This is a genomic window from Aminobacter sp. Piv2-1 (assembly GCF_037625995.1).
In the GTDB taxonomy this organism is placed as follows: Bacteria; Pseudomonadota; Alphaproteobacteria; order Rhizobiales; family Rhizobiaceae; genus Aminobacter.
In genome coordinates, this window is sequence record NZ_JARKMU010000011.1 from 83,315 (window position 1) to 108,953 (window position 25,639).

Consider the following 25,639-nt stretch of genomic DNA (forward strand, 5'->3'; position numbering starts at 1 on the left):
TCAGGAGTGAGACAAAAGATGACTTCCAGCATTCGCAGCCGACGCGCGCTGTTCGCGGCCCTGATGTCGTTCACCGCGCTCGGCATGGGCGCGGCCCGCGCCGAGGAGACGATCAAGATCGGTGGCATCATGTCGCTCACCGGCTCCGGCGCCTCGATCGGCAAGAACGCCGAGGTCGCCTGGAAGCGGGCGATCGACGACATCAACGCCGCCGGCGGCATTCTCGGCAAGAAGGTCGAGCTGGTTCTGGCCGACACCATGACCGACCCGACCCATGGCGTGAGCGAGATGCGCCGCCTGATCGAGAGCGAGAAGGTGCAGGCCGTAGTCGGCCCGGCGACCAGCCAGGAAACCACGCCGCTGATGTCGATCGGCACCGAGGCCAACATCGCCCAGATCTCCAGCGCCGCCTCGACCCAGCTGACGCCGCAGGTCGGTCCGTACCATTTCTCGACCTCGCCGATCGGCGCGAACCAGATGATCCCCAACATCGCCTACGCGCTCGACGTGCTGAAGCTCAGGAAGCTGGCGCTGATGTCCGACAATGGCGGCATGTCGAAGGCGGCCGTCTCCGACATCGTCGCGTACATGAAGGGCAAGGGCGTCGAGCCGGTCGCCGTGCAGGAATTCGCCTTCCGCACCGAGGACATGACCCCGCAGCTGTTCTCGCTGCGCAATTCCGAGGCCGAGGCGGTGCTCCTGATCAACTCGATCGGCGACGATTCGCGCAAGATGCTGGAAAACCGCTACGACATCGGCTGGGACGTGCCGGTGCTGGCCAGCCTGACCATGACCAACTATGCCGTCGGCAATGCCGCCACCATCGGCAACGAGCCGTTCGAAGGCGTCTATTCGGTCCAGTTCGAGGGCATGACCTATTGCCCCGGCGACGCGCTCGGCGAGAAGGAGTTCGCCAAGTTCGCCGAGAAGGCCAAGGCCGACATCGCCGATCTCGACCGCATGGGCGGACCGTCGGCGCTGGTGCCCTACTACATCCAGCCCTTCATCCTGGCCGCGGCCATGAACGGTTCAGGCAAGACCGACGGCAAGTCGATTGCCGCCTGGATCGAAGCCAATGCCGGCGAGATCAAGACACTGACCGGCAAGTTGGCGGCGAGCGCGGAAAACCACTTCCTGCCTGCGGTGGAGAGCCTCAAGGTCGTCAAGAACCCCCATCAGCTGCGCGAGGACGGCCTGGTCGAACGCGCCTACTGCGCGCAGTAGGCGCGCCGGCGCTTCAATTGACCAAGGGCGTCGCCGGCATCCGGCGGCGCCCTTTTTTCGCTGGCTCACCCGATCGAACGATGCGTGGTGCCCCGCGCCAAGCCATTCGCTTGATCGGGCTGTCGATAGGCACAGGTGAGAGCACCCCATCGCATTTGCAGTGAGGAGCTGACATGCTGGAAGAACGGCTGGTGCGCGCCGAAGCAATGCTCGACATCATAGCGCTCGAGGCGCGTCATGCCCGCGCCTGGGGCAGCGGCGACGGCAATGCCTGGGCCGGCGTGTTCACCAAAGATGGCATCTTCGAGATCGCCGCCGTCGGCGACCGTCCGGCGCTCAGGGTGGAGAGCAGGGACCAGCTGTCGGCCTTCTGCTTGGAAGCAGCACGCGCACCGAATCCTTCGATTTCTGATGGTTCAGTGTCTTTCTTCAAGTATCAGGTCAGCTGCACGCCAGGCTAGCGCCATGACCGGGCCGTTGGTGTTGCCCGAGATCGGCGCGGGAATCACCGAGGCGTCGACGACACGCAGTCCTTGGACGTCATGGACCCGCAGCCGCTCGTCGACGACGGCATTTGCGTCATTGCCCATTCTGCAGGTGCCGACGGCATGCAGCCCCGACACGAAGGTCGAGCGGAAGGCTGCCAGCATCTCGTCGTCCGATTGCACGGCGCGGCCGGGCCATAGCTCCTCCTTGACGTAGGGCTGGAGCGCCGGCTGCACGACGAAGTTGCGCATGATACGCATCATCGAGATCGCGGTGCGCCGGTCGTGCTCGGTCGCCAGCCAGTTCGGCTGGATCGGGGGCATGTCGCGTATGTCGGCGGTACGGATCGTGATCTCGCCGCGGCTCTCCGGCCGCAAGGCATAGCCGATGATGGTCAGCCCCGGCTTGTCCTCGAGCTTCAGCCGGCCTTGCAGCAGGCCGCGGGCAAATGTGTAGGGTGACAGCGACAGCTGCAGGTCGGCATAGGCGATATCGGGCGACGAACGGACGAAGCCGCCCATTTCGGAGGCGCCGAAGCTCATCAGCCCGGTGCCGGCGAGATAATAGCGCAGCACCTCGCCGACGAGGCGGAGGCCGCTGAGCCGCCGGTTGTGGCCATGGAGGCGGGCGAGGCGATAGGGCAAGGCGACAACGAGATGCTCGGCGAAATTGCGGCCGACGCCGGGCAGTTCGGCCACGACATTGACGCCGGCAGCCGACAGCACGTCCGCGCGGCCGATGCCGGATACCTGCAGGAGTTGCGGCGACTGTATGGCGCCGCAGGCAACGATGACCTCTCGGGTCGCCCGAATGGTACGCTTCCGGCCCCCGGCAAGATATTCGACGCCGATCGCCTTGCGTCCCTCGAACAGGATCCGCAGCACCTGTGCGCCGGTCCGGACGGTGAGGTTCTTGCGCCGCATCGCAGGCCGCAGGAATGCGCGCGCAGCGCTCATGCGCCGGCCCCGGTGGTCGACAGTATGAGTGTAAGTGCTGATGCCCTCGCGCCTCGCGCCATTGAGATCATCGAGATGGTCGAGGCCGAGCGAGGCGCCGGCGTCGAGGATAGCCTTGCCCAGTGGGTCCGGGATGGGGCGGACGCTGAGCTGAAGCGGGCCATTGCCGCCACGGATGGCGTTGCCGCCAAGCTGGTGGTTCTCGATCTTGCGGAAGACGGGAGCCATGTCGGACCAGCCCCAGCCCCTCACGCCGAAATCGGCCCAGCCGTCATAATCCTGAGGTGCGCCACGGCAGTAGAGCATGCCGTTGATGGAGCTCGATCCGCCAAGTCCGCGCCCTCGCGCCCAGGTCTCGCCCTGCGGGCGGCCGTCCTCGTGCTCGACGGGGAAATTCCAGGAGCGCTGAGGATGTTTCGTCAGCTTGACCCAGCCGCGGGGCATGCGCACGAACGGGTGCAGGTCGGACGGGCCGGCCTCGAGGACAAGCACGCGATTATCAGTGTCCTCGCTCAATCTGGCGGCCAACACACAGCCGGCCGAACCGGCGCCGACGATGATGGTGTCGAATTCGCTCATGCCGCGATGTCTGGGCCTCGGGCGGCGGCTCGCATCCTGCAAACGAACTAGCCCAGGCGAGGGTGGCATGGGTCCAGCCCGGCATATGCGCTAGTCCGCATGGACGATGTTCGGGCCTGCCGCATCCTGTGATTTCTCCTTGAGGAGTCTCCACGCCAGCAGCGTGGCAGCCTTGCGCGCATATCGATGCCGGCGCGCATCCAGACCGGCAGCAAAGCCCACGTTCCTGGGGAGGAATGACATGAAGAAATCCATTCTCGCGGCAGCCTTGCTGCTGTCGACCGCGCTGACTGCCGCAGCACAGGATGCCAGCGTCAAGCTCGGCGTGCTCAACGATCAGAGCTCGTCCTTCTCCGCCCTCGGCGGCACCGAAGTGACCGAAGCGGTCAAGCTCGCCATTTCCGATTTTGGCGGCCAGGTGCTGGGCAAGCCGATCGAGCTGGTGTCGGCCGACCACCAGAACAAGCCGGAGATCGCGCTGTCCATCGCCCGCGAGTGGCTGGAGCGCGACAATGTCGACGCGCTGTTCGACGTCGCCAACTCGGCGATCGCGCTGTCGGTCAACAACCTGCTCGGCGAGCAGAAGAAGCTCGGCTTCTTCGTGTCGCCGATGACCGACAAGATGACCGAGGCCGACTGCAACGGCTACGGCCTCGCCTGGGCCTATGACGCCTATTCGCAGGTTCGTTCGTCGGTCAGCGCCCAGCTCAAGGCCGGCGGCGAGACCTGGTTCATCCTGTCGCCCGACTACGAGGCCGGCAAGGTCATGGAAGCCGGCGTGAAGACGGCCGTCGAAGACGAAGGCGGCAAGATCCTCGGTCAGGTGCGCGCGCCGCTCGGCACCACCGACTTCTCGTCCTACATCCTCCAGGCCCAGGCTTCGGGCGCCAAGGTGCTGGCGCTCACCGTCAACGGACCCGAGCTGGTCAACGCGCTGAAGCAGGTGCAGGAGTTCGGCCTGATCGACCAGGGCATGCGCGTGGCGGTGACGGTGCTGCACCAGTCCGACGCGCGCGCCATCGGCCTCGAGGCACTGAAGGGCATCCAGTTCGCGGCCGCCTGGTACTGGAACACCGACGACGCCTCCAAGCACTTCAAGGAAGAGATGCAGAAGAAGACCGGCAATGCGCCGGGCTGGGTCGCTGCCGGCGCCTATTCGGCTGCCACCAACTACCTGAACGCGGTCAAGGCCGCCGGTACCGACGAGCCGACCGCCGTGCTCGCCAAGCTGCGCGAAGGCAAGATCGACGACCTGTTCGCCAAGAACGCCACGCTGCTGCCCAACGGTCGCCTCGTGCACGACATGCAACTGCTCGAAGTGCGCGCGCCTGGCGAGGCATCCGATGCTCAGGACGTGTTCAAGGTGGTGACGACGGTTCCGGCCGACGTCGCCTTCCGCCCCATAGACAAGAGCGCCTGCAAGCTGGCGAAGCAGTAAGGGACCGGATGCCGGGTTGCAGCCTTGCTGCCCGGCATCGCCTTCTTTTGGGAGCGACGACGTGCCCGGCTATCTGATCTTCGAGATCGAGGTCACCGACGAGGCGGCCTGGAAGCACTACCGGGAGGTTGCCGGACCGATCATGGCTGCCGGCGGCGGCCGTTTCGTGCTGTCGAGCGAACGCATCGAAAGCCTCGAAGGAGGCTGGCGACCGGCATCCATCTCGGTGGTCGAGTTTCCGAGCGCGGATACAGCCCGGCGTTTCTACCAGTCGGAGGACTACCAGAAGGTAGTGGCGCTGCGGCAGCTCGCCTCGCGCGGCAAGGGCATTCTCGTCGACGCCTGAGGCGGCGAGGGCGGCTGATGCCGCACACATCTGAAAGCACTCTGGAGGACAAGGTGCGACAAGGCACTGCGGACGACTACATCATCGAGGCGTCTGGTCTCAGTCGGTATTTCTACGGCTTCGCAGCCGTGAAGGACGTCGATCTCAAGGTCCGTCGGAATACCATCCACGCCCTGATCGGCCCCAACGGCGCCGGCAAGACGACGACCTTCAACCTGATCACCAAGTTCCTGCAGCCGAGCGAAGGCACGATCCGCTACAATGGCGAGGACATCACCGCGCTGAAGCCGGAAGAGGTGGCGCGCAAGGGCATCGTCCGCTCGTTCCAGATCTCGGCGGTGTTTCCGCGCATGAGCGTGCGCGAGAACGTGCGCATGGCGCTGCAGCGGCCCACGGGCACCTCCTACCGCTTCTGGCAGAGCGAACGCACGCTCGGCGTGCTCAACGACCGCATCGACGAGCTGCTCGACGCCGTCGGCATGCTGAACTGGCGCGACCACGTCGCCGTGAACCTGCCCTACGGGCGCAAGCGCGCGCTGGAGATCGCCACAACGCTGGCGCTCGATCCCGAGATGCTGCTGCTCGACGAGCCGACCTCGGGCATGGGCCATGAGGACGTCGACCGCATCGCCGAGCTGATCCGCAAGGTTTCCGCCGAGCGCACCATCCTGATGGTCGAACACAACCTGTCTGTTGTCGCCGCCCTTTCCGACACCATCACGGTGCTGGCGCAGGGCCGGGTGCTGGCCGAGGGCAATTACGAGACCGTGTCGCGCGATCCGCGCGTGATCGAAGCCTATATCGGTGGCGCAGATGACTGAGACTTCCAAGACGGTACTCGACATCGCCGACCTGCATGCCTGGTACGGTGAGAGCAAGGCGCTGCACGGCATGAACTTCGACATCCGCGAGGGCGAGCTCGTGACCCTGCTGGGCCGCAACGGCGCCGGCAAGACGACGGCGCTGCGCTGCATCATGGGACTGGTGCGCAAGAAGACGGGTGCCATCACCTATCGCGGCGAGAACGTCGCGGCACGGACACCCGAGATCATCGCTAGGCGCGGCATAGCCTATTGCCCGGAAGAGCGCGGCATCTTCTCGAGCTTGTCCGTGGCCGAAAACCTGGAGCTGCCACCGGTCATCGCCAAGGGCGGCATGACGGTGGACGAGATTCTGGAGCTGTTCCCGAACCTCAAGGCGCGCTGGCAGAGCCCGGGCACGAAGCTTTCGGGCGGCGAGCAGCAGATGCTGGCCATCGGCCGTATCCTGCGCACCGGCGCGAAACTGCTGATCTTCGACGAGCCGACCGAGGGCCTGGCGCCCGTCATCGTCAAGCAGATCGCCGTCGTGCTCGAAAAACTCAAGGCGCGGGGCTTCACCATCCTTCTGGTCGAGCAGAATTTCCGCTTCGCCTCCAAGCTCGCTGACCGGCATTTCGTCGTCGACCACGGCAAGGTGGTCGAGCGCTTCAGCCGCGACGAACTCGCCGGCAACGAAGCCAAAATCCAAGCTTATCTCGGGGTGTGACGGCCATGCTGGACCTGATTGGCGTTCCGCCAACCCTTCTTTTCGGACAACTGCTCGTCGGCCTTATCAACGGCTCGTTCTACGCCATGATGAGCCTGGGCGTGGCGATCATCTTCGGCATGCTGCGCATCGGCAACTTCGTCCACGGAGCGCAATACATGCTCGGCGCATTCGGCGCCTGGTACCTGCTGCGCCTGCCCGAACTGTTTCCCGGCCTCGGCCTGCCGTCCATCGGCTACTGGTGGGCGCTGGTCATCGTGCCGCTGGTGGTTGCCGTCATCGGCGCGCTGATGGAGCGCATCTTTATCCGCCGTGTCTACGACCTCGACCATGCCTATGGTCTCTTGTTGACCGTCGGTCTCGCCATGGCGATCGAAGGCGCGTTCAACGTCTATTACGGCGCTGCCGGCCAGATGTATTCCGTGCCCGACACGCTCAAGGGCGGCTTCAACCTCGGCTTCATGTTCCTGCCGACCTATCGCGCCTGGGTCATCGTCGCGGCCATCGTCGTCTGCTTCGGCACCTGGTACATGGTCGAGCGCACCAAGCTCGGCTCCTACCTGCGCGCTGCCACCGAAAACCCCGACCTCGTCCGCGCCTTCGGCATCAACGTGCCGCGCCTGCTGATGCTGACCTATGCCTTCGGCGTCGGCCTCGCCGGTTTTGCTGGCGTGATGGCAGCACCCATCTACCAGGTCAGCCCGCAGATGGGTCAGGGCATCATCATCACCATCTTCGCGGTGGTGGTGATCGGCGGCATGGGCTCGATCTTCGGCGCCATCGTCTCCGGCCTGATGCTCGGCGTGATCGAGGGCCTGACCAAGGTGTTCTACCCACAGGCCTCGTCGACGGTGATCTTCGTCATCATGGCGCTGGTGCTGATCTTCCGCCCGGCCGGCCTGTTCGGCAAGGAAACGACGAGCCATTCGGTCGCCGACGTCTCGTCGGGCCGTTCCGGCAGCTTCTTGGAGAACGGCCGCCTGTGGCTGGCGATCTTCGCCGTCGGCGGCGGCGCGCTGCCCTTCGTGATCTACCCGGTCATGGGCATGAAGATACTGGTGCTGGCGCTGTTCGCGCTCGCCTACAATTTGATCTTTGGTTATGTCGGCCTGCTCGCGTTCGGCCATGCCGCCTTCTATGGCGCGTCGGCCTATGTCACGGCCCATGCGGCTGCGGCCTGGGGCCTGCCGACCGAGCTTTGCATCCTCATGGGCGTCGCGGTCGCCACTGCCATCGGCGCGCTGTTCGGCTGGCTGGCGATCCGCCGGCAGGGGCTGTACTTCGCCATGATCACGCTGGCGCTGGCGCAGATCATCTACTTCTACGCGGTGCAGGCACCGTGGACTCACGGCGAAGACGGCATCCAGTCGGTGCCGCGCGGCACGCTGTTCGGTGTCATCGACCTCTCGAACACGCTGAACATGTACTATGTGACGCTCGCCGTGTTCCTGATCGGCTTCGCCTTCGTCTACCGCATCGTGCACTCGCCCTTCGGCCAGACGCTGAAATCGATCCGCGAGAACGAGCCGCGCGCCATTTCGCTCGGCTATTCGACCGACCGCTTCAAGCTGATCGCGTTCACGCTGTCGGCGATGCTGTCGGGCGTTGCCGGTGGCCTCAAGGCGATCATCTTCCAGCTGGCGTCGCTGGCCGACGTGTTCTTCATGACTTCGGCCGACGTGCTGCTGATGACGCTGATTGGAGGCGTCGGCACGCTGCTCGGACCGGTTGTCGGTGCCGCCGTGCTGGTGACGCTGCAGCGCGAGTTGGCGACGCTGGGTGCCTGGGTCGTTGTCGTCCAGGGCGTGATCTTCGTGCTGTGCGTGCTGTTCCTGCGCAAGGGCGTCGTCGGTACGCTCGAGGAGTTCATGGCGAACCGCGCCGAGCGCAAGGCGCAGGGGAATACCGAGCGAGCCGAGACCGTCGCCAAGGTCGAGGTGGCGCAATGAACGCGCCTTCGACCGTCGTCATCGGCATGGGACCGGGCCTTGGCCAGGCGCTGGTGAAGAAGTTCGCGCGCGAGGGCCATCGTGTCGCCTTCGTCGGCCGTCGCGCCGAGGCGATCGCGCGTTACGAGCAGGAACTGCGGGCCGACGGGCTCGACATCGCAGGTTTTGCCGGCGACGCCGGCAGGCCCGAGGATATGGACCGGGTCCATGCCGCGATCCGCGAACGGCACGGCTACGCTGAGGCACTGATCTACAACGCGGCGATCATCGAGCCGGCGCGCTTCGCCACGCCGTCGCGGCTGGGCGAGGTCAAGTACGGCACCGCCGACGGCTGGCGCTCGCATGGCGAGCCGGCGAGCGTCGACTATGTCGTCGCTGCCTTCCGGACCAATGTCGCGGGTGCGTTGCATGCGGCGCAGGCGGTGGCGCCCGGCATGATCGGGCGCGGGCGCGGCACGATCCTTTTCACCGGCGGCGTGCTGGCCTTCGGTCCGTGGATCGAATGGGGCGTGACGTCGCTCGGCAAGGCGGCCCTGCGCAGTCTCGGGCATTCGCTGGAGAAGGAGCTGTCGCCGTCGGGCATCCATGTCTCGACCGTCGCCATCCATGGCACGATGCAGGCGGGTACGCCCTACGACCACGACCTGGTCGCCGAAGCCTACTGGAAGCTTCACGTCCAGCCGCGCGAGCAATGGCAGCCGGACTTCCATTTCAAACAGGACGCCGGGGACGGCGGGGACCCCGACGCATGAGCGCGCCAGCGATCAGGTTCGACGGCAAGCTCGCGTTAGTGACCGGCGGCGCCAGCGGCATCGGCGAAACCGCGGCGAAACTGCTGGCAGATTTAGGCGCAAGGGTCGTCATCGCCGATCTCAATCGCGAGCGCCTGGACGAGGCGGCGGCGCACACCGGTTCCGTCGGCGTCACCCAGGGCGATGTCGCCAGCGAAGCGGACGCCGAGCGTATGGTCGGGGAGGCGATCTCAACGCTCGGCGGGCTCGACCTCGTCTTCAACTCGGCCGGCATCGGCGATGACCTGGTGCCGGTGCACGAGCAGTCGGTGGAGAGCTGGCAGCGTGTGGTCGATGTCAACCTGAAGGGCACCTACCTGATGTGCCGCGCGGCATCCCGGCCGATGCTGGCCCAGAAGAGCGGTGCGATCGTCAACGTGTCGTCCATCGTCGGGCTCGGGGGCTTTCCACGCCGCTCGGCCTATGCCGCGGCCAAGGCCGGCATCAACCACCTGACGCATACGCTGGCCTGCGAATGGGGACCTTCGGGCATCCGCGTCAACGCCATCGCGCCGGCCTATACGCGTACACCGATGGTCGAGGCGCTGCTCGAGCGCAAGGCTTTCGATCCGACGATTCTCGAACGGCGGACGCCGCTGGGCCGTTTGGCGTTGCCGGCCGAGATGGCGCAGGCGGCGGTGTTCCTGCTGTCGGACTGGGCGTCGTACATCACCGGGACGGTGCTGCCCGTCGACGGTGGCTGGAGCGCCTTCGGTGGCGCGGGCGACGTAGCGACTGCCTGAGGCAGTTTCATTCGACGTTGAGCTGACAATCACAAGCTACTGACATGAAAAGAAAAAGGCCGCGCAGGGCGCGGCCTTTGCTATTGAGTACCGGGAGTTCACTTGCTCCTGAAATCATCCAGCCGGTTTTCGCGCAGCGCCAGCACCAGCTCGCGCTTGCGGATCTTGGCCGCCTCGACCGGCATCGTATCGATGAAGTGCACGGCGCGTGGCGCCTTGTAGGCGGCGAGGCTTTCGCGGCAATAGCGGATCAGCTCCTCCGCCGTAGCGTTCTGACCCTCGGCCTTGACGATGACGGCTACAGGGATTTCGCCCTTGCTCTCGTCGGGCGCGCCGACGACCGCGCACATGGCGACCGCGGGGTGCTTGTAGAGCAGCGCCTCGATCTCCAGCGGATAGACATTGTGGCCGCCGGCGATGATGACGTCCTTCTTGCGGTCGACGATGAACAGATAGCCGTCCTCGTCGACGTAACCGAGATCGCCCGACTTCCAGCCGCCGTTGCCGAAGGCTTCCGCAGTCGCCTTCTCGTCCATCCAGTACCCTTGCGAGACGCAATCACCCGAGATGATGACCTCGCCGATCTCGCCTTGCGGCACGGCGTTGCCCTCGTCGTCGACGATCGCGATGCGCGAGCTGCCGACCGGCAGGCCGGCCGAACCCGGCTTGCAGATGCCGGCAGTGGGCTCCATGACGTTCTGGCCGCTGGTTTCGGTCGAGCCGTAGACCTGGGTGACGCGGGCGCCCGACAGCTCCTCGAAGCGGCGTATGACCGGCTGCGGCACGGGCGAGCCGCCGGTCGTGCAGATGCGCAGCGACGACAGGTCGTGCCTGGCCGGATCGACTTCGTTGACCATGTAGACATACATCGTCGGCGTGCCGCCGAAATAGGTGGCCTTGTAGCGGCCGATGTCGGCGAGCACGCGGCTCGTGTCCCAGCGCTCGTGCAGCACGATGGTGCCCCCGGTGTAGAGGCAGAGGTTGAGCGTCACCGTCAGGCCGAAATTGGTGAACAGCGGCACGGCGCAGAGATAGGTTTCCTCGGCGAAGCGCGTGCGGTGCGAAACCATCATGTCGCGCAGCGTCGAGCACTGGTTGAACTGCGACTGTGCCGCGCCCTTGGGCGCCCCCGTCGTGCCCGAGGTGAAGAACAGGGCGCAGATGTCGTCGATGTGGCAGGGCGCATCGTCGAAGGTCGAGGGTGCCGCTGCCATCAGCGCGGCTAGATCGTCGGCGCTGCCGTCATCGGACGCGACCAGGCAGTGGGCTAGGTCAGGGAACTCGGCACGGATTTCGGAGAAGTAGGGCCAGGTCGAGCCGTTCGCGATCAGCGCCTTCATGCCGGTCTGGGTCACGATCTTGCGCAGCTCCGCATGGCGGAACATGGCGCTGAGCGGCGCAGGGATCGCGCCGAGGCGCTGGCAGGCCCAGAAGCCGATGGCCATCATCGGCGTGCTCGGCAGATAGAGGCCGACGCGGTCGCCCCTGGAGACGCCACGTGCCTTGAGAACGTTAGCCAATTGCGCCGTCAGTTCGGAAAAGCGCGCATAGGTGATCGTTTCCTTGTCGGTGACGATGAAGTTGCGCTCGCCGATCAGCCGCGCGTTCCGCGCCAGCACCTGGCTCAGGATTTCCATGCTCGTATTCCTGCAGTCGAAATTGGGACTTTTGGGGCGACTTCAAGACCCGGCGGTCGGCACCGACATCGTCTGCACAGACTAAGCCAGGTCAGGTGCTGTGGTCACGAAATCAGGATGCCGCCGTCGATGGGCAACTGATGCCCGGTCATCTTCCGCGATTCGTCGGAGGCGAGGTAAAGCGCCGCATTGGCGACATCGATGGGTTCGGCGATGCCGAGCAGATAGGCGTCGAACTGAGCCTTGAGATGCGGCTCGCGCTCGAAGAAGCCGAGCACGCGGTCGGTGGCGACGGCGCCCGGAACCAGCACGTTGACGCGGATGTTGTCCTTGGCGAACTCGACCGCCATCGAGCGGGTCAGCGAGATGATGCCGCCCTTGGCCGCCGAATAGGCGTCTCGGTTGGGGACGCCCATGGCGCCGACGATCGACGAACAATTGATGACCGAGCCGCCGCCGGACTTCTGCATCAGCGGGATGGCGTTGCGGCAGCAGACCCAGGTGCCGAACAGGTCGAGCTTGATGCAGCGCCAGAATTCTTCGAAGGGTGCCACAGTCACCGGGCCATCGGCCGAGCTCGAGCCGCCGGCGTTGTTGTAGAGCACGTCCAGCCGGCCCCAGGCGTCCATGACCGTCTTGAACGACGCCTCGACACTGTCGGGTTCGGTGACGTCGGTCTCGACATAAAGAGCCGTGCCACCCGATGCGTTGATCGAGGAGGCGATGGCCTCGCCCTTGTCGCGGCTGCGGCCGGCGACGGCGACCTTGGCGCCTTCCTGGGCGAAGAGCCTCGCGGCTGCCTCGCCGATGCCGCCGGTTGCCCCGGTGATGAATGCGACCTTGCCTGCCAGACGGGCCATGCTTGTTCTCCTCGAAACCGTACCCGCGAACCTGCGCGCGCGGGCGCCGGCAACATCGTCCGAAGGGACTAAGATTGCCGGGCATTTCAGCGACTTGGCGTCCGAAATGCCCGGTTTCCCGCGACTAGTCCCATCAGACGATGTTAGCGGTCTGCCCCTGTCCCATTCCTTGCCTCGATTGAAGAATTTGGCAGTGCCGAAATGGCAGCAGGAAGCGGCGCAAGGAAATGAAGGCAGTGATCTGCAAGGAGTTCGCCCCACGGGCGGAACTCAGGATCGAGGAGATCGCCGAACCGGTGGTCAAGCCGGGGCAGGTGGTGATCCGCATCGAGGCATGCGGCATCAATTTCTTCGACGGGCTGATGGTCGAAGGCAAGTACCAGACCAAGCCCGAACTGCCGTTCACGCCAGGCAGCGAAGCCGCCGGCACGATCATCTCGGTCGGCGAAGGCGTCGAGCGCCTCAAGGTCGGCATGCGCGTCCTGGCCTTCGCCGGCATCGGCGGCTATGGCGAACAGGTCGCGGTCGACGCCTGGAAGGTCTTCCCGATCCCGGCCGAGATGAGCTTCGTCGAGGCGGCCGGCTTCCTCATCACCTATGCAACCTCGCACCATGCGCTCAAGGACCGGGCGCAGATCAAGCCGGGCGAAACGCTGCTCGTACTGGGTGCGGCCGGTGGCGTCGGGCTGACGGCGGTCGAACTCGGCAAGCAGATGGGGGCACGCGTCATCGCCGCTGCCTCCAGCGACGAGAAGCTTGAGCTGTGCCGTCAGTACGGTGCCGACGAGACCATCAACTACTCGACCGAGGACCTGCGCCAGCGGCTCAAGGAGCTGACCAATGGGCAGGGCGTCGACGTGGTCTATGACCCGGTTGGCGGTGCCATGACGGAGACGGCCGTGCGCGGACTCGCGCTGTTCGGCCGCCTGCTGGTCATCGGCTTTGCCGCAGGCGACATCCCGAAGATCGCGCTGAACCTTCTGTTGCTCAAGCAGTCGGCGCTGATAGGCGTGTTCTGGGGCGCCTTCGCTCGCTCGGCGCCGGAGAAGAACGCCGAAAACATTGCCGAGCTGATGGACTGGTTCGCCAAGGGCAAGCTCAGGCCGCACATTTCGGCCGAATATCCTCTCGACCGCTTCGCCGAGGCGCTCGACGTCGTCATGGAACGCGCCGTCAAGGGCAAGGTCGTTCTGGTGACCGGCAAATCAGGAAATAGCAGGGAAGGGGTGCCGGCATGACCGAGCTGCTCGCAAGGACCGTTTCGGTCGCCAAGCAAGGCAACATTCTGGTCGCGACCGTCGACAATCCGCCCGTCAACGCGCTGTCGCATTCGGTGCGCTCGGGGCTGATCGAGGCCGTCAAGGCGCTCGAGGGTGATGCAGAGGCGCGTGCCATGGTCATCCTGTGCGAAGGCCGTACCTTCATCGCCGGCGCCGACATCCACGAATTCAAGAAGCCGATGGTGGCGCCGCTGCTCGGCGAAGTGATCGACACGCTCGACGCCGCGACCAAGCCGATCGTCGCTGCGATCCATGGCACCGCACTTGGCGGCGGCCTCGAAGTGGCGCTGGCCTGCAGCTATCGCATCGCGCTGGAAGGCTCGAAGGTCGGCCTGCCGGAAGTCAAGCTCGGCATCCTGCCCGGTTCGGGCGGCACGGTTCGCCTGCCGCGTCTCGCCGGCGTCGAAGAGGCGCTGAAGATGATCAGCGAAGGCGGCCAGATCTCGGCGCGCGACGCCCGTGAGAAGGGCATCGTCGACGAGGTTGTCTCGGGCGACCTCAAGGCTGCGGCCATCGCTTTCGCCGAGAAGGTCGTTGCCGACGGCGCCAAGCTGCGCCGGACCAGCGACCTGCCGGTGCCGGCGTTCGATGCCGCCGTGCTCGACGCGAGCCGCGCGGCATTGGCGAAGAAATACAAGGGCTTCAAGGCGCCGCTTGTCGCGGTGGATCTGATCAAGATGGTGACCGAGACGCCGGTCGCCGAGGCCATCGCGCTTGAGTACCAGACCTGCAAGGAGTTGCTCGTTTCGCCGCAATCGAAGGCGTTGCGCCACATCTTTGCCGCCGAGCGCGAAGCATTGAAGATCGAGGGCGTCGATGCCGACGTGAAACCGCGCGACGTGAGCAAGGTTGCCATCGTCGGCCCCGGCACCATGGGCCGCGGCATTGCCGCCTGCTTCCTCAACATCGGCATGCCGGTGGCGCTGATCGGCCTCTCGGACGAAGGCCTGGCGTCTGCGGTCAAGGCAATCGGCAAGATCTACGAGGGCAGCGTCAAGCGCGGGTCGATGACGGCCGACGAGATGCAGCGCCGCATGGCGCTGCTGACGCCGACGACGTCCTATGAGACGCTCGGCGATGTCGACCTGGTGATCGAGGCCGTGACCGAGGACATGGCGGTCAAGAAGGACGTGTTCGCCAGGCTCGACGCGGTGCTGCGCGACGACGCGATCATCGCCACCAACACCTCGTTCCTCGACATCGAGGAACTGGCGGGTTCGTTGAAGAGCCCGGCGCGCGTCGCCGGCATGCATTTCTTCAACCCGGCCAACGTCATGAAGCTGCTCGAGAACGTGCGGGCCGCGAAGACCGCGCCCGACGTGCTCGCCACGACGACGGCGCTGGGCAAGCGCCTCGGCAAGGTGCCCGTGATGGTCGGGCGCTCCGAAGGTTTCGTTGCCAACCGCATGCTCTCCAAGCGCACGCGCGAAGCGCAGTTCCTGCTCGAGGACGGTGCGACGCCGCAACAGGTCGACCGCGTGCTAACCGCCTTCGGCTTCCCCATCGGCCCGTTCGCGCTGGCGGATCTCGCCGGCATGGACATCATGGCCGCAGCGCGGGCGGCCCGCGTCGCCCGCATGTCGCCGCGCGAGCAGCAATGCAACATCGTCGACAGGCTGGTGGCCGCCGGCCGGCTCGGCCAGAAGTCGGGCGCGGGTTATTACGTCTATGACGAGAACCGCAAGGCTTCGCACGATCCTGCTGTCGACGAGCTGCTGGAGGCTCACCGCAAGGAGCGCGGCTTCACCGCGCGCACCATCACCGACGAGGAAATCCTCGAACGCTGCCTGTTCGCCATGGTGAACGAGGCGGCCAATATCCTCGACGAGGGTGCGGCGGCACGGCCTGGAGACATCGACGTCATCTGGACCAACGGCTTCGGGTTCCCGACCTATCTGGGCGGACCGATGTTCTATGCCGACCAGGTCGGCCTGCCGAAGGTCAAGGCGGCGCTCGACAAATATGCCGGGCTCGTGGGCGACCAGTATTTCAAGCCGGCCGCGCTGATCGAGCGGCTGGTTGCCGAGGGCAGGGGTTTCCACGGCTGAGCCGTATCCCCGCCGAACCAAGAATGAAGAACAGACGGACTAGGATGCTATGAACAAGGAAATGGACCTGAAAGCGGTCGTCGCGCAGCTTCGCGACGGCATGACGATCGGCTTCGGCGGCTGGGGTCCCCGGCGCAAGCCGATGGCGCTGGTGCGCGAAATCCTGCGCTCGGACCTCAAGGACCTGACGCTGGTCGCCTATGGCGGGCCTGAGATCGGCATGCTGTGCGCCTCGGGCAAGGTCAAGAAGCTGATCTACGGCTTCGTTTCGCTCGACGCGATGCCGATCGAGCCCTACTTCCGCAAGGCGCGTGAAGCCGGTGCGGTCGAAGTGTCTGAGCTCGACGAAGGCCTGCTGCTGCTCGGCCTCCAGGCTGCCGGCCACAATTTGCCGTTCGCCGCGACCCGCGTCGGCCTCGGCTCCGACGTCATGAAATACAACCCTGATTTCAAGACGGTGAAGTCGCCCTATGCCGACGGCGAAGTGCTGCTGGCCATGCCGGCGATCAAGCTCGACGTGGCGCTGATCCACGTCAGCCGCGCCGACCGTCTGGGCAACACCCAGACCGACGGTCCGGACCCGTTCTTCGACGGCCTGTTTGCCCGTGCGGCCGACAAGGTGTTCGTGACCACCGAAGTGCTGGTCGACCGCATCGACGCCGAATACTCCGACAAGGCCAAGAGCCAGCTGTTCGAGCGTTGCTTCGTCACCGGCGTAGTCAAGGCACCGCTGGGCGCACACCCGACCGCTTCCCATGACGCCTATGGCTGGGACATGGGCCACCTCAAGGATTACGCCGCATCGGCGACCGAAGAGGGCGGCTGGCAGCGCTATTTCGACCAATATGTGAAGGGCGACGAGGCCAGCTACGCCGCGAGCGTTGGCGGCGAAGCCAAGATCCGCGCCCTGCCGCTCCCCATTTTCTGATCGGACACGACATGACGACTGCAAAAGAATTCACTCTTGCCGAACTGATCGTCGCTGTTGGCGCTCAGGCATGGGCCAATGACGGCGAGGTTCTCGCAACCGGCATCGGCCCGCTGCCGCGCCTGGCGGCTGGCCTCGCAAAGCTCACCTGCGCCCCCGGTATCATGATGACCGATGGCGAAGCCTATCTGGTCGAAGACCCGATCCCGCTCGGACCGCGCGGCGACTACAAGCCGAAGCTTTCTGGCTGGATGCCCTACAGCCGCGTGTTCGACAGCGTCTGGAGTGGCCGTCGCCACGCCATGGTGACGCCGGTTCAGGTCGACCGCTACGGCCAGGGCAACATTTCGGCGCTCGGCGGCGAGTTCCAAAAGCCCAAGGTCGCCATGCTCGGCGTGCGCGGCTTCCCCGGCAACTCGATCTGTCACAAGAACTCGATGTTCCTGCCCAACCACTCCAAGCGCACCTTCGTCGAGGGCGAGGTCGATGTGGTGGCCAGCGTCGGCTACAACGCCAGGAACTGGCCGGAGGGCGCCAAGCCCGCCGACGTCAAGCTGGGCGTGGTCATCACCGACCTCTGCGTGTTCGATTTCAATGGTCCTGACCATGCGGCACAGGTCCTGTCGCTGCACCCCGGCGTCACCTTCGAACAGGTGCAGGACGCCACCGGCTTCCCGCTGCTGCGCGCCGAGGGCATGACCACCACGGCGGCTCCGACCGAAGAGCAGCTGGCGATTATCGCCAAGCTCGACCCGCACAATGTCCGCGCCACGGTGCTGAAGGGCAATCCCTCAGGCGTCCGCGCCGCATGACGACATCGGCCGCCGGCATCGTTTCCGCCGGCGGCTTCTTCCCGGAATAGCAGTGGCGGACATGAGATGGACTTCGAATACAGCGCAAGGACAAAGGACCTGCTCGAAAGGCTGAACGCCTTCATGGATGAGCATGTCTATCCCAACGAACGCCGCTATCACGAAGAGGTCGAGGCCGACCGCTGGGGACATCCGCCTGTACTCGAAGAGCTCAAGGCCAAGGCCAAGAAGGCAGGCCTGTGGAACCTGTTCCTCCCCGATTCCGAACATGGTGCAGGCCTGACCAACACCGAATACGCGCCGCTGTGCGAAGTCATGGGCCGGGTGCACTTCTCGTCGCAGATCTTCAACTGCTCGGCGCCCGACACCGGCAACATCGAGACCATCGAGCGCTATGGCACCGAGGCGCAGAAGGCGCGGTGGCTGCCCGGCATGCTGGACGGCACCGTGCGCTCGGCCTTTGCGATGACAGAGCCGGACGTGGCATCCAGCGACGCCACCAACATCCAGAGCTCCATCGTCCGCGACGGCGACGACTACGTCATCAACGGCCGCAAGTGGTGGATCTCAGGCGTCGGCGATCTGCACTGCGAACTGCTGATCTTCATGGGCAAGACCGATCCGAGCGCCCACAAGCACCAACAGCAGTCGATGATCCTCGTGCCAATGGACACGCCCGGCATCAAGGTGCTGCGCCCCATGTCGGTGTTCGGTTATGACGACGCTCCGCACGGCCACATGGACATGCTGTTCGAGAACGTGCGCGTTCCGGCATCCAACATGCTGCTCGGCGAGGGCCGCGGCTTCGAAATCGCACAGGGACGCCTCGGACCCGGCCGCATCCATCACTGCATGCGCCTGATCGGCCTTGCCGAACGCTGCCTGGAACTGATGTGCCGCCGCGTGAAGAGCCGCGTCGCCTTCGGCCGGCCGATCGGCGAGCAGTCGGTGACGCTGGAGCGCATCGCCGAATCCCGCATCCTGATCGACCAGGCGCGCCTTTTGACGCTGAAGGCCGCCTACATGATGGACTCCGTTGGCAACAAGGCGGCGCGCGCCGAGATTGGCATGATCAAGGTCGCAGCACCCAACATGGCCTGCAAGGTCATCGACTGGGCGATCCAGGCGCATGGCGCGGCCGGCGTGTCGCAGGATTTCGTGCTCGCCAACTACTATGCGCACGCCCGCAAGCTGCGCTTCGCCGACGGGCCGGACGAGGTGCACCGCAACCAGATCGGGCGCCTCGAACTCGCCAAATACGCCGACGTCGGCTGAACGGAGAGGGCGCGCCATGGATGCCAGCCGTTTCGTCGGCACCGAGCCGCTCGCCGCCGACAGCAAGATCGACGTCGCGCGCCTGCACGCCTACCTCAAGGCCAACATCGATGGCTGCGAGGGTGAGCTGACGGTCGAGCGCTTCCGCGGCGGCCAGTCCAACCCGACGATGCTGCTCAGCTTCGACGGCAAGCGCAAGCTGGTGCTGCGCAAGAAGCCCGACGGCAAGCTGCTGCCGTCGGCCCACGCCGTCGACCGCGAGTTTCGCGTCATCAGTGCGTTACGCAACAGCGATGTGCCTGTGGCAGGAGCGCGGCTGCTCTGCGACGACGAAACCATCGTAGGCGCGATGTTCTACGTCATGGATTTCGTCGAGGGCCGCTCGTTCTGGGCGCCGGCCTTGCCCGAGCAGTCGCCGGCCGAGCGCAAGGCGATCTACATGGAGATGAACCGCGTCGCGGCTGCCCTCCACAAGACAGACTGCAGGGCAATCGGCCTCGAGGATTTCGGCAAGCCCGGCGACTACGTCGCCCGGCAGGTGGCGCGCTGGACCAAGCAGTACCGCGCTTCGGAGACCGAGACCATCGAGGCGATAGACCGGCTGATCGAATGGCTGCCCGACAACATTCCGCCGGAGACCCGCACCTCGCTGATCCACGGCGATTTCCGCATCGACAACATGCTGTTCCATCCGACCGAAGCGCGTGTGCTGGCTGTCGTCGACTGGGAGCTGTCCACGCTGGGCGAGCCCATGGCCGATTTCGCCTATCACATGCTCACCTGGCGACTGCCAAATACGCCCTATCGCGGCCTGGGCGACCTCGACATCGGCGCGCTTGGCATTCCCGACGAACGCAGCTACCGGGACGCCTATCTCAAAGCGACGGGGCAGGAGGGCGTGTCGGATCGCCACTGGTATGCCTATCTCGCCTACAGCTTGTTCCGCGTCGCCGGCATCCGCCAGGGCATCATGAAGCGCGTGGTCGACGGCAATGCGGCGAGCGCGCATGCCCGCGAGGCCGGTGCCTTGGCGCGGCCGGTGGCCGAGTTCGGCTGGCAATACGCGGAACTCGCGATGAAATCGTAAGGGAGGATGAAATGAGCGGACTGTATCCGGCCGAGGGAGCGGCCATCGTCATCGGCGGCAGCGGCGGTGTCGGCGCCGAAATCTGTCGCGTGCTGGCGCGTGACGGCTGCGACGTGGCGCTGACCTATCACAGCAACCAGGCCAAGGCCGAAGCCGCGGCGGAAGCCGTGCGCGGCGAGGGACGCAAGGCGTCCACCCACAAGCTCAACATCGAGGACGTCGAGGCGACGCGGGCCTTCATCAACGGCGTGGCCGAGGCTAATGGCGGCGTCCACACGGTGATCTATGCCGCCGGTCCGCTGGTGCCGCTGATCCATCTCAGCAAGATCGAGCCCGAGCAGATGCGCAAGCATTTGATGCAGGACGCCTTCGGCTTCTTCAACGTAGTCCACTTTGCCATCCCGCATCTGCGCAAGACGCGCGGCTCGATCGTCGCCTGCCAAAGCTCGGCGCAGTATCGTTTCGCCGCAGCCGACGGCCTGTCGGTGGTGCCGAAGTCGGCCGTGCATGCGCTGATGAAGGGCGTCGCCAAGGAAGAGGGCCGCTACGGCATCCGCGCCAATGGCGTGGCGCTCGGCATCATCGAGACCGGCCAGCACACCGAGCTCAGCAAGCTCGGCTACATCGACGACAAGTACATGCAGGCCGCCGCCATGGCCACGCCGCTGCGCCGCAACGGCAAGGCCATCGACATCGCCGAGGCCGTTTCCTTCCTCGCCTCCAGCCGAGCCGGCTTCATCTCCGGCGAAGTGATCAACGTCGACGGCGGTTATCACGTCTGATCGTTTCCTCGGCGCGGGCTCCAGTGTCCGCGCCGCCGCCTCCGCAGCGGGCTTTCGCAATCGATGCGTTTCGCGGATCCGCCGTTAGTCTTTTCAGACGATGTTCAGTGGCCCCGTCGCTCCTAGCAAGTAGTTGGAAAACTTCGGTTCCGGGCGCTTCGCAGCAGAAATGGCCTGCGCATTTGCTGTCCGGTTCCCCGCCGACAACAACTGTTCTGGAGCAATCCTTTGCGCGAAGCCGTCATCGTTTCCGTCGCCCGCACCCCCATCGGCAAGGCCTTCCGTGGTGCCTTCAACGACACCGAGGCCCCGGCGCTGTCGGGCCACGTCGTGCGCGAGGCGGTCAAGCGCGCCGGCATCGCTCTCGACGCCGTCGAGGACGTCGTCATGGGCTGCTCGGCCCAGCAGGGCACGCAGGGCTACAACATCGGCCGCTTGACTGCTGCCGCCGCCGGCCTACCCGACAGCGTGCCCGGCATGTCCATCGACCGCATGTGCTCGTCGGGCCTGATGGCGGTGTCGATCGCAGCTAAGCAGATCATCGTCGACGGCATGGAAACCGTCGTCGCCGGCGGCGTGGAATCGATCAGCCTGACCCAGAACAAGCACAAGAACAGCTACCGCGCCCGTTCGCAGGCGGTGACCTCGCAGTGGCCGCACATGTACATGACGATGATCGAGACCGCAGAGATCGTCGCCAGGAAGTACGGCATCAGCCGCGAGGCGCAGGACGAGTTCTCGCTCGCCAGCCAGCTGCGCACCGCCGCCGCCCACCAGGCCGGCCGTTTCGACGACGAGATCGTGCCGATGGCGTCGCGCAAGATGGTGGTCAACAAGGAGACCAACGAGACCAGCTTCCAGGACGTCACCCTGACGCAGGACGAAGGTTTTCGCGCCGACACAAATCTCGACGGCCTGGCCAAGCTGAAGCCGGTCTTCGCCGATGGCGAGGTGATCAAGCTCGGCGAATACGTCACCGCCGGCAACTCGTCGCAGCTGTCCGACGGTGCCGCCGCACTCGTGGTCATGGAAGCCAGGCGCGCCGAACAGCTCGGCCTCAAGCCGCTGGGCGCCTATCGCGGCATGGCCGTCGCCGGCTGCGCGCCGGAGGAAATGGGCATCGGCCCGATCTTCGCCGTGCCGAAGCTGTTGCAGAAGCACGGCCTCAAGGTCGATGACATCGGCCTCTGGGAGCTCAACGAAGCCTTCGCCAGCCAGGCCGTCTACTGCCGCGACACGCTGGGCATCGACCCCGACAAGGTAAACGTGAATGGCGGCGCCATCGCCGTCGGCCACCCGTTCGGCATGACAGGTGCCCGCACCACCGGCCATGTGCTGATCGAGGGCCGTCGCCGCGGCGTGAAATACGGCGTCGTCACCATGTGCGTCGGTGGCGGAATGGGCGCTGCCGGCCTGTTCGAAATCTTCAACTGACGCGTCGGGGTCGGATCATGACCGTAGCCGAACTGGGACAGGCGCAAGGGCTGAAGCCCATCCTGGGGCCCGCGACCCAGCTCGGCTTCGTCGTCCGTGACATCGAAACGGCGATGCGCCACTGGATCGACGTGTTCGGCGTCGGTCCCTTCATCTTCATGGAGCGCGGCGTCAGCCAGCCGGTCAGCACCACCTGGCATCGCGGCCAGCCGGTCCAGGTCGAGCTGCGGCTTGCCTTCGGCTACATGGGCGATGTGCAGATCGAGCTGATCGAGCAGACCAACGACGCCTCGTCGCCCTACACGGACTTCCTGGCGTCCGGCCGCGAGGGCCTGCAGCACCTGGGCTTCTGGGTACATGACCATGCCGAGGCGACCGCCAGGGTGGAGGCCGCCGGCTACGAGCGCGACTACGAGATCCGCGTCGCCGGCCAGGACCAGTCGATCCTCTACTACCGCTCGCCGAACCTCTACGGGCCGATGCTGGAGATCGTCCCGCCGATGTGGCGCCGCTCGCGCCAGGCGGTGCTGGACCATATCCGTGCCTACAAGGGCACGGATCCCATCATCCGCTTCGACACCTACAGCGCCTTCATCCAGCATGCCGGCGTGAAATTCGATTGAACTGATCGCGTCAAGTCATTGACCTGAAATAAGAATTCGCTGTCTTGCCTTTACTTGACCAGCTTTTCCAGATCGTCGATCTGCTGGCGCAGGCCGGCAATCGTCTGCCGCACCGCCTCGGCGTCGCGCGGCTGGTCGTGGTGGGCACGCAGGCCGGCCAGCGCCATGTCGGCGATGATCTCGCCGATCTCCATCGGTGTCTTTGCGCCTGACGGCGAGTACCAGCGCGATGTCCAGTTGGCCATGCCGATCACGGCAAAGGCCGTGACCTTGGGGTCGACGGTCCGAAACTCGCCGCTGGCGATGCCATCGGAAATGCAGCGCACGTAGAAGTCGTAGATGTGGCGCCGGCCCTGGTTGTATATGGGGCCAAGCGCCTCGGGGATCTGTGTTTCGAGCCGCGACAAGAGGATGAAACGCGAGCCCGAGGACAGGCGACGAACGATGCCGTCGACAATGGCGCGGCGCAACCGCTCCGAAGCCGACAGGCCGGGCTCGGCCATCAGTTCCTGCAGCCGGTGCGAAGGGGTAAGCGCCTCGGATTCCACCAGGGCAGCCAGCATCTCTTCCTTGTTGCGGAAGTAGTGGTAGACCGCCGAGCGGCCCAGGCCGAGCGCCTGGGCGATGTCGTTGATGCTGGTCTGGGCATAGCCCTTGCTGTCGAACAGCTCGGCGGCGATGTCGATGAGCTGTTCGCGCACCAGTTCCTTGCGCGGGTTCGTGGCGGCGCGCGCCAGGCCGTCGCGATCGAGGGTGTCCGTGCCGTTCCCGCCTGCGTCCATCTGCGCCATACGCACCATCCTGCTCACCGCCAGGCCTCCCGTCCCGTGGGGAGTGCAGCCCGCGATCCCGAAGCGATCAACCGTGGGTCGAATCGTCCGCCGCCGGGGCTTCTGACGCTACGGAGTATAATACGGTTCGCCGCCGTGTAAGCCTGCGGCGAGGCAGGATTTGTCGCGCGCTCGACAGGCATCGTCATTGATCCGCGTTCTCGATGTTTGAAATGGGCTGGTAGAGCGGCGCGCCGAACAGAGGGCGGCGTGAAACGGGGCGACCGCCGTCGGCATCCACGACGCCGTAGCGGCTAGCGAGTTCGGTCGAATAGAAGGTGCCGCCGCTCAGCGCCATGGCGTCACCCGCGCTGTGGATCGCCGCCAGGATGCGCCCGATGAAGAAGGGCGTCTCGACATGCGGCAGGTTGCCGGCGTTGTTGCCGACCACGCCGCCCGCCGCGATGCCCGCAAGCGTGCGCTCTGTGCCGATCAGGCCCGGCCACAGCGAGATCGCGGCGACGTCGTAGGGACGCAGCTCGTGGGCCATGTCATGGGCCAGCTTGTCCTGCCCGGCCTTGCCGACACCGTAGGGCAGGCTGTGGCGATAGACCTTGCCGCCCGGGCCGGAGGTGTTGGCGATCAGGCCGGACCGCTGGCGGACCATGATGGGCGCGGCGAAGTGACTTGCCGCATAGCTCGAGCGCAGCCCGACATCGATCATGTCGCGCCACAGCGACAGCGGACGCTCCCAGAAATTGCCGTCGGGCACGGCCCAGTCCGGCATGGCGAAGGCGTTGTTGACGAGCAGGTCAAGCCGGCCCTGTTCGGCGTCGACGCGCTTGAACAGGGCTTCGGTCTGGCTGTCATCCAGATGATCGCACAGGGCTACGATGCCCTTGCCGCCGGCCTGGTCGACCGCTTCGGCGGTGTCGCGGACCGTGCCGCCCCACGGGCCGATGGCCTTGCGGTCGCTGCGGCCGGTGCAATAGACGGTGAAGCCTGCCTCGCCGAGGGCAACGGCAATGCCGCGGCCGAGACCACGGCTGGCACCGGTAACGACGGCGACGGGCCTGTTTTCCGCTGAACTCAATTGGGTTTCCTCTGGTAGCCGAGGCCGAGCGGCTGCTGGCGGTCGCCGAGCGTTTCGGCGAAGGCCGCGCCTACCGCTTCATAGTTCCAGTCGCCCTCGAGCACCGGGGCGGCGATCAGCGGATGGGTGACGAAGGACAGCTGCTTGCCGGCGATGCGGACGACCTGGCCGTTGATCTTCTCGGCGGCGTCGGAAAGCAGGTAGCTGACGACGGGCGCGTTGACGTCGGCGTCGGGCAGGGCGGAATAGTGCACCTCGCGGCTCGCAGCCTGCTCGGCCATCAGCGCCTTGTTCTGCGCAGCCATGGCGGTCTCCGCCAGCGGTGACAGCGCATTGACGCGTACGCCCGTGCCGCGCAGCTCCATGCCCCAGCTGTAGGTGAGCGAGGCCACCCCGCCCTTGGTGGCACCGTAGCCGCCAAGCGCCACGTCCCCGGCCTGGGAGCCTGACGCAACGTTGATGATCGAGCCGCCCTTGCCGGCAGCGAGCATGCGCCGTGCCGCATGGCTGGCACAGGCTGCAGTGCCGATCAGGTTGATCTCGACCATGCGTCGCATGTCGGCCTCAGTGAGGTCGAGGATCTTGCCGATGCGGAGGATGCCGGCATTGTTGACGATGCCCGTGATGGCGCCGAAGGCGTCGATGCAGGAGTCGACGAGCGACTGCGCATAGCTCCAGGACGAGATGTCGCCGGCGTGCACGACGGCCTTGCCGCCTGCGGTCGTTATCGAATCGACCGTCGATTGTGCCGCTTCGGCGCTGATGTCGTTGACGACTACCGCAGCGCCGAGGCGCGCGGCATGGCGCGCATAGGCCGCGCCCAGACCGGTTCCGGCGCCGGTGATGACCACCGACTTGCCCTGAAGTGAATTCATTTCGTGTCCTCCCGGCCGGTCACATTGAAGGAGCCGGCCCGCCGGGGCATCCCACGTTCGGACGATGCCAGCGGCGGGCGGCTGTTTGGGCCTGGA

The 25,639-nt window shown here is 65.6% G+C and carries 25 protein-coding genes and 1 pseudogene; 19 read left to right on the forward strand and 7 right to left on the reverse strand.

Annotation, left to right across the window (positions count from 1 at the left end):
• The first annotated feature begins 18 nt into the window (after positions 1–18).
• A complete protein-coding gene (locus tag AmiPiv_RS19555) occupies positions 19–1,224 on the forward strand; it encodes an ABC transporter substrate-binding protein (protein WP_340040034.1) in 1,206 nt (401 codons plus the stop codon).
• A gap of 173 nt (positions 1,225–1,397) precedes the next feature.
• Positions 1,398–1,685 carry a nuclear transport factor 2 family protein gene (locus AmiPiv_RS19560; RefSeq protein ID WP_340040036.1) on the forward strand — a complete coding sequence of 96 codons (288 nt, stop codon included), beginning with the start codon at positions 1,398–1,400 and terminating at the stop codon, positions 1,683–1,685.
• Here the strand turns inward: AmiPiv_RS19560 and AmiPiv_RS19565 are convergent.
• Both AmiPiv_RS19565 and AmiPiv_RS19570 read right to left on the reverse strand, forming a co-directional pair.
• A complete protein-coding gene (locus AmiPiv_RS19565) occupies positions 1,641–3,245 on the reverse strand; it encodes a GMC family oxidoreductase (protein WP_340040038.1) in 1,605 nt (534 codons plus the stop codon). The genes AmiPiv_RS19560 and AmiPiv_RS19565 overlap by 45 nt on opposite strands.
• A gap of 90 nt (positions 3,246–3,335) precedes the next feature.
• Positions 3,336–3,500 carry a hypothetical protein gene (locus tag AmiPiv_RS19570; RefSeq protein ID WP_340040041.1) on the reverse strand — a complete coding sequence of 55 codons (165 nt, stop codon included), beginning with the start codon at positions 3,498–3,500 and terminating at the stop codon, positions 3,336–3,338.
• Here AmiPiv_RS19570 and AmiPiv_RS19575 point away from each other — a divergent pair.
• The 8 genes and pseudogenes from AmiPiv_RS19575 to AmiPiv_RS19610 all read left to right on the forward strand — a co-directional run bounded on the left by AmiPiv_RS19575 (position 3,487) and on the right by AmiPiv_RS19610 (position 10,039).
• The gene (locus AmiPiv_RS19575; RefSeq protein WP_340040043.1) at positions 3,487–4,683 is read left to right on the forward strand and encodes an ABC transporter substrate-binding protein; all 1,197 of its coding nucleotides are present in this window, start codon (positions 3,487–3,489) and stop codon (positions 4,681–4,683) included. The two genes, AmiPiv_RS19570 and AmiPiv_RS19575, sit on opposite strands and share 14 nt — an antisense overlap.
• Positions 4,684–4,744: 61 nt before the next feature.
• The gene (locus tag AmiPiv_RS19580; protein WP_340040046.1) at positions 4,745–5,029 is read left to right on the forward strand and encodes a DUF1330 domain-containing protein; all 285 of its coding nucleotides are present in this window, start codon (positions 4,745–4,747) and stop codon (positions 5,027–5,029) included.
• Between the two features lie 17 nt (positions 5,030–5,046).
• Positions 5,047–5,850 (forward strand): ABC transporter ATP-binding protein, encoded by an 804-nt coding sequence (locus AmiPiv_RS19585; protein ID WP_340040049.1) that lies wholly within the window; start codon positions 5,047–5,049, stop codon positions 5,848–5,850.
• Positions 5,843–6,556 carry an ABC transporter ATP-binding protein gene (locus AmiPiv_RS19590; RefSeq protein ID WP_340040052.1) on the forward strand — a complete coding sequence of 238 codons (714 nt, stop codon included), beginning with the start codon at positions 5,843–5,845 and terminating at the stop codon, positions 6,554–6,556. Before AmiPiv_RS19585 ends, AmiPiv_RS19590 begins: the two co-directional genes overlap by 8 nt.
• Before the next feature lie 5 nt (positions 6,557–6,561).
• Positions 6,562–7,470 (forward strand): annotated as a pseudogene (locus AmiPiv_RS19595) (branched-chain amino acid ABC transporter permease); the annotation flags it as partial.
• A gap of 132 nt (positions 7,471–7,602) precedes the next feature.
• The gene (locus AmiPiv_RS19600; RefSeq protein ID WP_340040215.1) at positions 7,603–8,505 is read left to right on the forward strand and encodes a branched-chain amino acid ABC transporter permease; all 903 of its coding nucleotides are present in this window, start codon (positions 7,603–7,605) and stop codon (positions 8,503–8,505) included.
• A complete protein-coding gene (locus tag AmiPiv_RS19605; RefSeq protein WP_340040055.1) occupies positions 8,502–9,257 on the forward strand; it encodes an SDR family NAD(P)-dependent oxidoreductase in 756 nt (251 codons plus the stop codon). The genes AmiPiv_RS19600 and AmiPiv_RS19605 overlap by 4 nt, the downstream gene beginning before the upstream one ends.
• On the forward strand, positions 9,254–10,039 hold the full coding sequence (locus AmiPiv_RS19610) for an SDR family NAD(P)-dependent oxidoreductase (RefSeq protein ID WP_340040057.1): 786 nt from the start codon (positions 9,254–9,256) through the stop codon (positions 10,037–10,039). Before AmiPiv_RS19605 ends, AmiPiv_RS19610 begins: the two co-directional genes overlap by 4 nt.
• 98 nt (positions 10,040–10,137) lie before the next feature.
• On the opposite strand, the gene AmiPiv_RS19615 is transcribed toward AmiPiv_RS19610, so the two are convergent.
• Positions 10,138–11,676, reverse strand: coding sequence for a class I adenylate-forming enzyme family protein (locus tag AmiPiv_RS19615; RefSeq protein WP_340040059.1), 1,539 nt, complete (start codon positions 11,674–11,676; stop codon positions 10,138–10,140).
• Positions 11,677–11,780: 104 nt separating this feature from the next.
• Positions 11,781–12,536: an SDR family NAD(P)-dependent oxidoreductase gene (locus tag AmiPiv_RS19620; protein ID WP_340040061.1), complete on the reverse strand. Its 756-nt coding sequence runs from the start codon at positions 12,534–12,536 to the stop codon at positions 11,781–11,783.
• A 227-nt stretch (positions 12,537–12,763) separates the two neighbouring features.
• On the opposite strand from AmiPiv_RS19620, the gene AmiPiv_RS19625 reads away from it, so the two are divergent.
• From AmiPiv_RS19625 to AmiPiv_RS19665, 9 genes are all read left to right on the forward strand, one after another.
• Complete coding sequence (locus AmiPiv_RS19625) at positions 12,764–13,774, forward strand: NADPH:quinone oxidoreductase family protein (RefSeq protein ID WP_340040065.1); 1,011 nt, start codon at positions 12,764–12,766, stop codon at positions 13,772–13,774.
• On the forward strand, positions 13,771–15,864 hold the full coding sequence (locus AmiPiv_RS19630) for a 3-hydroxyacyl-CoA dehydrogenase NAD-binding domain-containing protein (RefSeq protein WP_340040068.1): 2,094 nt from the start codon (positions 13,771–13,773) through the stop codon (positions 15,862–15,864). The genes AmiPiv_RS19625 and AmiPiv_RS19630 overlap by 4 nt, the downstream gene beginning before the upstream one ends.
• A gap of 49 nt (positions 15,865–15,913) precedes the next feature.
• Complete coding sequence (locus AmiPiv_RS19635; protein WP_340040070.1) at positions 15,914–16,792, forward strand: CoA transferase subunit A; 879 nt, start codon at positions 15,914–15,916, stop codon at positions 16,790–16,792.
• Between the two features lie 11 nt (positions 16,793–16,803).
• Entirely contained in the window at positions 16,804–17,604 is an 801-nt protein-coding gene (locus AmiPiv_RS19640) for a CoA-transferase subunit beta (RefSeq protein ID WP_340040072.1), read from the forward strand.
• Positions 17,605–17,670: 66 nt separating this feature from the next.
• Positions 17,671–18,879 carry an acyl-CoA dehydrogenase family protein gene (locus tag AmiPiv_RS19645; protein WP_340040074.1) on the forward strand — a complete coding sequence of 403 codons (1,209 nt, stop codon included), beginning with the start codon at positions 17,671–17,673 and terminating at the stop codon, positions 18,877–18,879.
• Positions 18,880–18,895: 16 nt separating this feature from the next.
• Complete coding sequence (locus AmiPiv_RS19650; protein ID WP_340040076.1) at positions 18,896–19,966, forward strand: phosphotransferase family protein; 1,071 nt, start codon at positions 18,896–18,898, stop codon at positions 19,964–19,966.
• Between the two features lie 11 nt (positions 19,967–19,977).
• Positions 19,978–20,748 carry an SDR family NAD(P)-dependent oxidoreductase gene (locus AmiPiv_RS19655; protein ID WP_340040079.1) on the forward strand — a complete coding sequence of 257 codons (771 nt, stop codon included), beginning with the start codon at positions 19,978–19,980 and terminating at the stop codon, positions 20,746–20,748.
• A 228-nt stretch (positions 20,749–20,976) separates the two neighbouring features.
• Positions 20,977–22,182, forward strand: coding sequence for an acetyl-CoA C-acyltransferase (locus AmiPiv_RS19660; RefSeq protein WP_340040082.1), 1,206 nt, complete (start codon positions 20,977–20,979; stop codon positions 22,180–22,182).
• A gap of 17 nt (positions 22,183–22,199) precedes the next feature.
• Positions 22,200–22,805, forward strand: a complete 606-nt coding sequence (locus AmiPiv_RS19665; RefSeq protein ID WP_340040083.1) for a VOC family protein — start codon at positions 22,200–22,202, stop codon at positions 22,803–22,805.
• A 50-nt stretch (positions 22,806–22,855) separates the two neighbouring features.
• Here the strand turns inward: AmiPiv_RS19665 and AmiPiv_RS19670 are convergent, their stop codons facing one another.
• The 3 genes from AmiPiv_RS19670 to AmiPiv_RS19680 all read right to left on the reverse strand — a co-directional run bounded on the left by AmiPiv_RS19670 (position 22,856) and on the right by AmiPiv_RS19680 (position 25,543).
• Positions 22,856–23,596, reverse strand: coding sequence for a TetR/AcrR family transcriptional regulator (locus tag AmiPiv_RS19670; protein ID WP_340040085.1), 741 nt, complete (start codon positions 23,594–23,596; stop codon positions 22,856–22,858).
• Between the two features lie 184 nt (positions 23,597–23,780).
• Positions 23,781–24,668, reverse strand: a complete 888-nt coding sequence (locus tag AmiPiv_RS19675) for an SDR family NAD(P)-dependent oxidoreductase (RefSeq protein WP_340040086.1) — start codon at positions 24,666–24,668, stop codon at positions 23,781–23,783.
• Positions 24,665–25,543, reverse strand: a complete 879-nt coding sequence (locus AmiPiv_RS19680; RefSeq protein ID WP_340040089.1) for an SDR family NAD(P)-dependent oxidoreductase — start codon at positions 25,541–25,543, stop codon at positions 24,665–24,667. The genes AmiPiv_RS19675 and AmiPiv_RS19680 overlap by 4 nt, the downstream gene beginning before the upstream one ends.
• Positions 25,544–25,639 lie beyond the last annotated feature (96 nt).

Excerpts from the sequence above, each read along its gene's own strand:
- AmiPiv_RS19625 (WP_340040065.1), top strand. The coding sequence starts at position 12,764 with ATGAAGGCAGTGATCTGCAAGGAGTTCGCCCCACGGGCGGAACTCAGG.
- AmiPiv_RS19645 (WP_340040074.1), top strand. The coding sequence starts at position 17,671 with ATGGACTTCGAATACAGCGCAAGGACAAAGGACCTGCTCGAAAGGCTG.
- AmiPiv_RS19575 (WP_340040043.1), top strand. The coding sequence starts at position 3,487 with ATGAAGAAATCCATTCTCGCGGCAGCCTTGCTGCTGTCGACCGCGCTG.
- AmiPiv_RS19605 (WP_340040055.1), top strand. The coding sequence starts at position 8,502 with ATGAACGCGCCTTCGACCGTCGTCATCGGCATGGGACCGGGCCTTGGC.
- AmiPiv_RS19640 (WP_340040072.1), top strand. The coding sequence starts at position 16,804 with ATGACGACTGCAAAAGAATTCACTCTTGCCGAACTGATCGTCGCTGTT.
- AmiPiv_RS19650 (WP_340040076.1), top strand. The coding sequence starts at position 18,896 with ATGGATGCCAGCCGTTTCGTCGGCACCGAGCCGCTCGCCGCCGACAGC.
- AmiPiv_RS19615 (WP_340040059.1), bottom strand. The coding sequence starts at position 11,676 with ATGGAAATCCTGAGCCAGGTGCTGGCGCGGAACGCGCGGCTGATCGGC.
- AmiPiv_RS19665 (WP_340040083.1), top strand. The coding sequence starts at position 22,200 with ATGACCGTAGCCGAACTGGGACAGGCGCAAGGGCTGAAGCCCATCCTG.
- AmiPiv_RS19655 (WP_340040079.1), top strand. The coding sequence starts at position 19,978 with ATGAGCGGACTGTATCCGGCCGAGGGAGCGGCCATCGTCATCGGCGGC.
- AmiPiv_RS19585 (WP_340040049.1), top strand. The coding sequence starts at position 5,047 with ATGCCGCACACATCTGAAAGCACTCTGGAGGACAAGGTGCGACAAGGC.
- AmiPiv_RS19570 (WP_340040041.1), bottom strand. The coding sequence starts at position 3,500 with ATGGATTTCTTCATGTCATTCCTCCCCAGGAACGTGGGCTTTGCTGCC.
- AmiPiv_RS19610 (WP_340040057.1), top strand. The coding sequence starts at position 9,254 with ATGAGCGCGCCAGCGATCAGGTTCGACGGCAAGCTCGCGTTAGTGACC.
- AmiPiv_RS19630 (WP_340040068.1), top strand. The coding sequence starts at position 13,771 with ATGACCGAGCTGCTCGCAAGGACCGTTTCGGTCGCCAAGCAAGGCAAC.
- AmiPiv_RS19565 (WP_340040038.1), bottom strand. The coding sequence starts at position 3,245 with ATGAGCGAATTCGACACCATCATCGTCGGCGCCGGTTCGGCCGGCTGT.
- AmiPiv_RS19590 (WP_340040052.1), top strand. The coding sequence starts at position 5,843 with ATGACTGAGACTTCCAAGACGGTACTCGACATCGCCGACCTGCATGCC.
- AmiPiv_RS19555 (WP_340040034.1), top strand. The coding sequence starts at position 19 with ATGACTTCCAGCATTCGCAGCCGACGCGCGCTGTTCGCGGCCCTGATG.
- AmiPiv_RS19560 (WP_340040036.1), top strand. The coding sequence starts at position 1,398 with ATGCTGGAAGAACGGCTGGTGCGCGCCGAAGCAATGCTCGACATCATA.
- AmiPiv_RS19620 (WP_340040061.1), bottom strand. The coding sequence starts at position 12,536 with ATGGCCCGTCTGGCAGGCAAGGTCGCATTCATCACCGGGGCAACCGGC.
- AmiPiv_RS19635 (WP_340040070.1), top strand. The coding sequence starts at position 15,914 with ATGAACAAGGAAATGGACCTGAAAGCGGTCGTCGCGCAGCTTCGCGAC.
- AmiPiv_RS19670 (WP_340040085.1), bottom strand. The coding sequence starts at position 23,596 with ATGGCGCAGATGGACGCAGGCGGGAACGGCACGGACACCCTCGATCGC.
- AmiPiv_RS19680 (WP_340040089.1), bottom strand. The coding sequence starts at position 25,543 with ATGAATTCACTTCAGGGCAAGTCGGTGGTCATCACCGGCGCCGGAACC.
- AmiPiv_RS19600 (WP_340040215.1), top strand. The coding sequence starts at position 7,603 with ATGAAGATACTGGTGCTGGCGCTGTTCGCGCTCGCCTACAATTTGATC.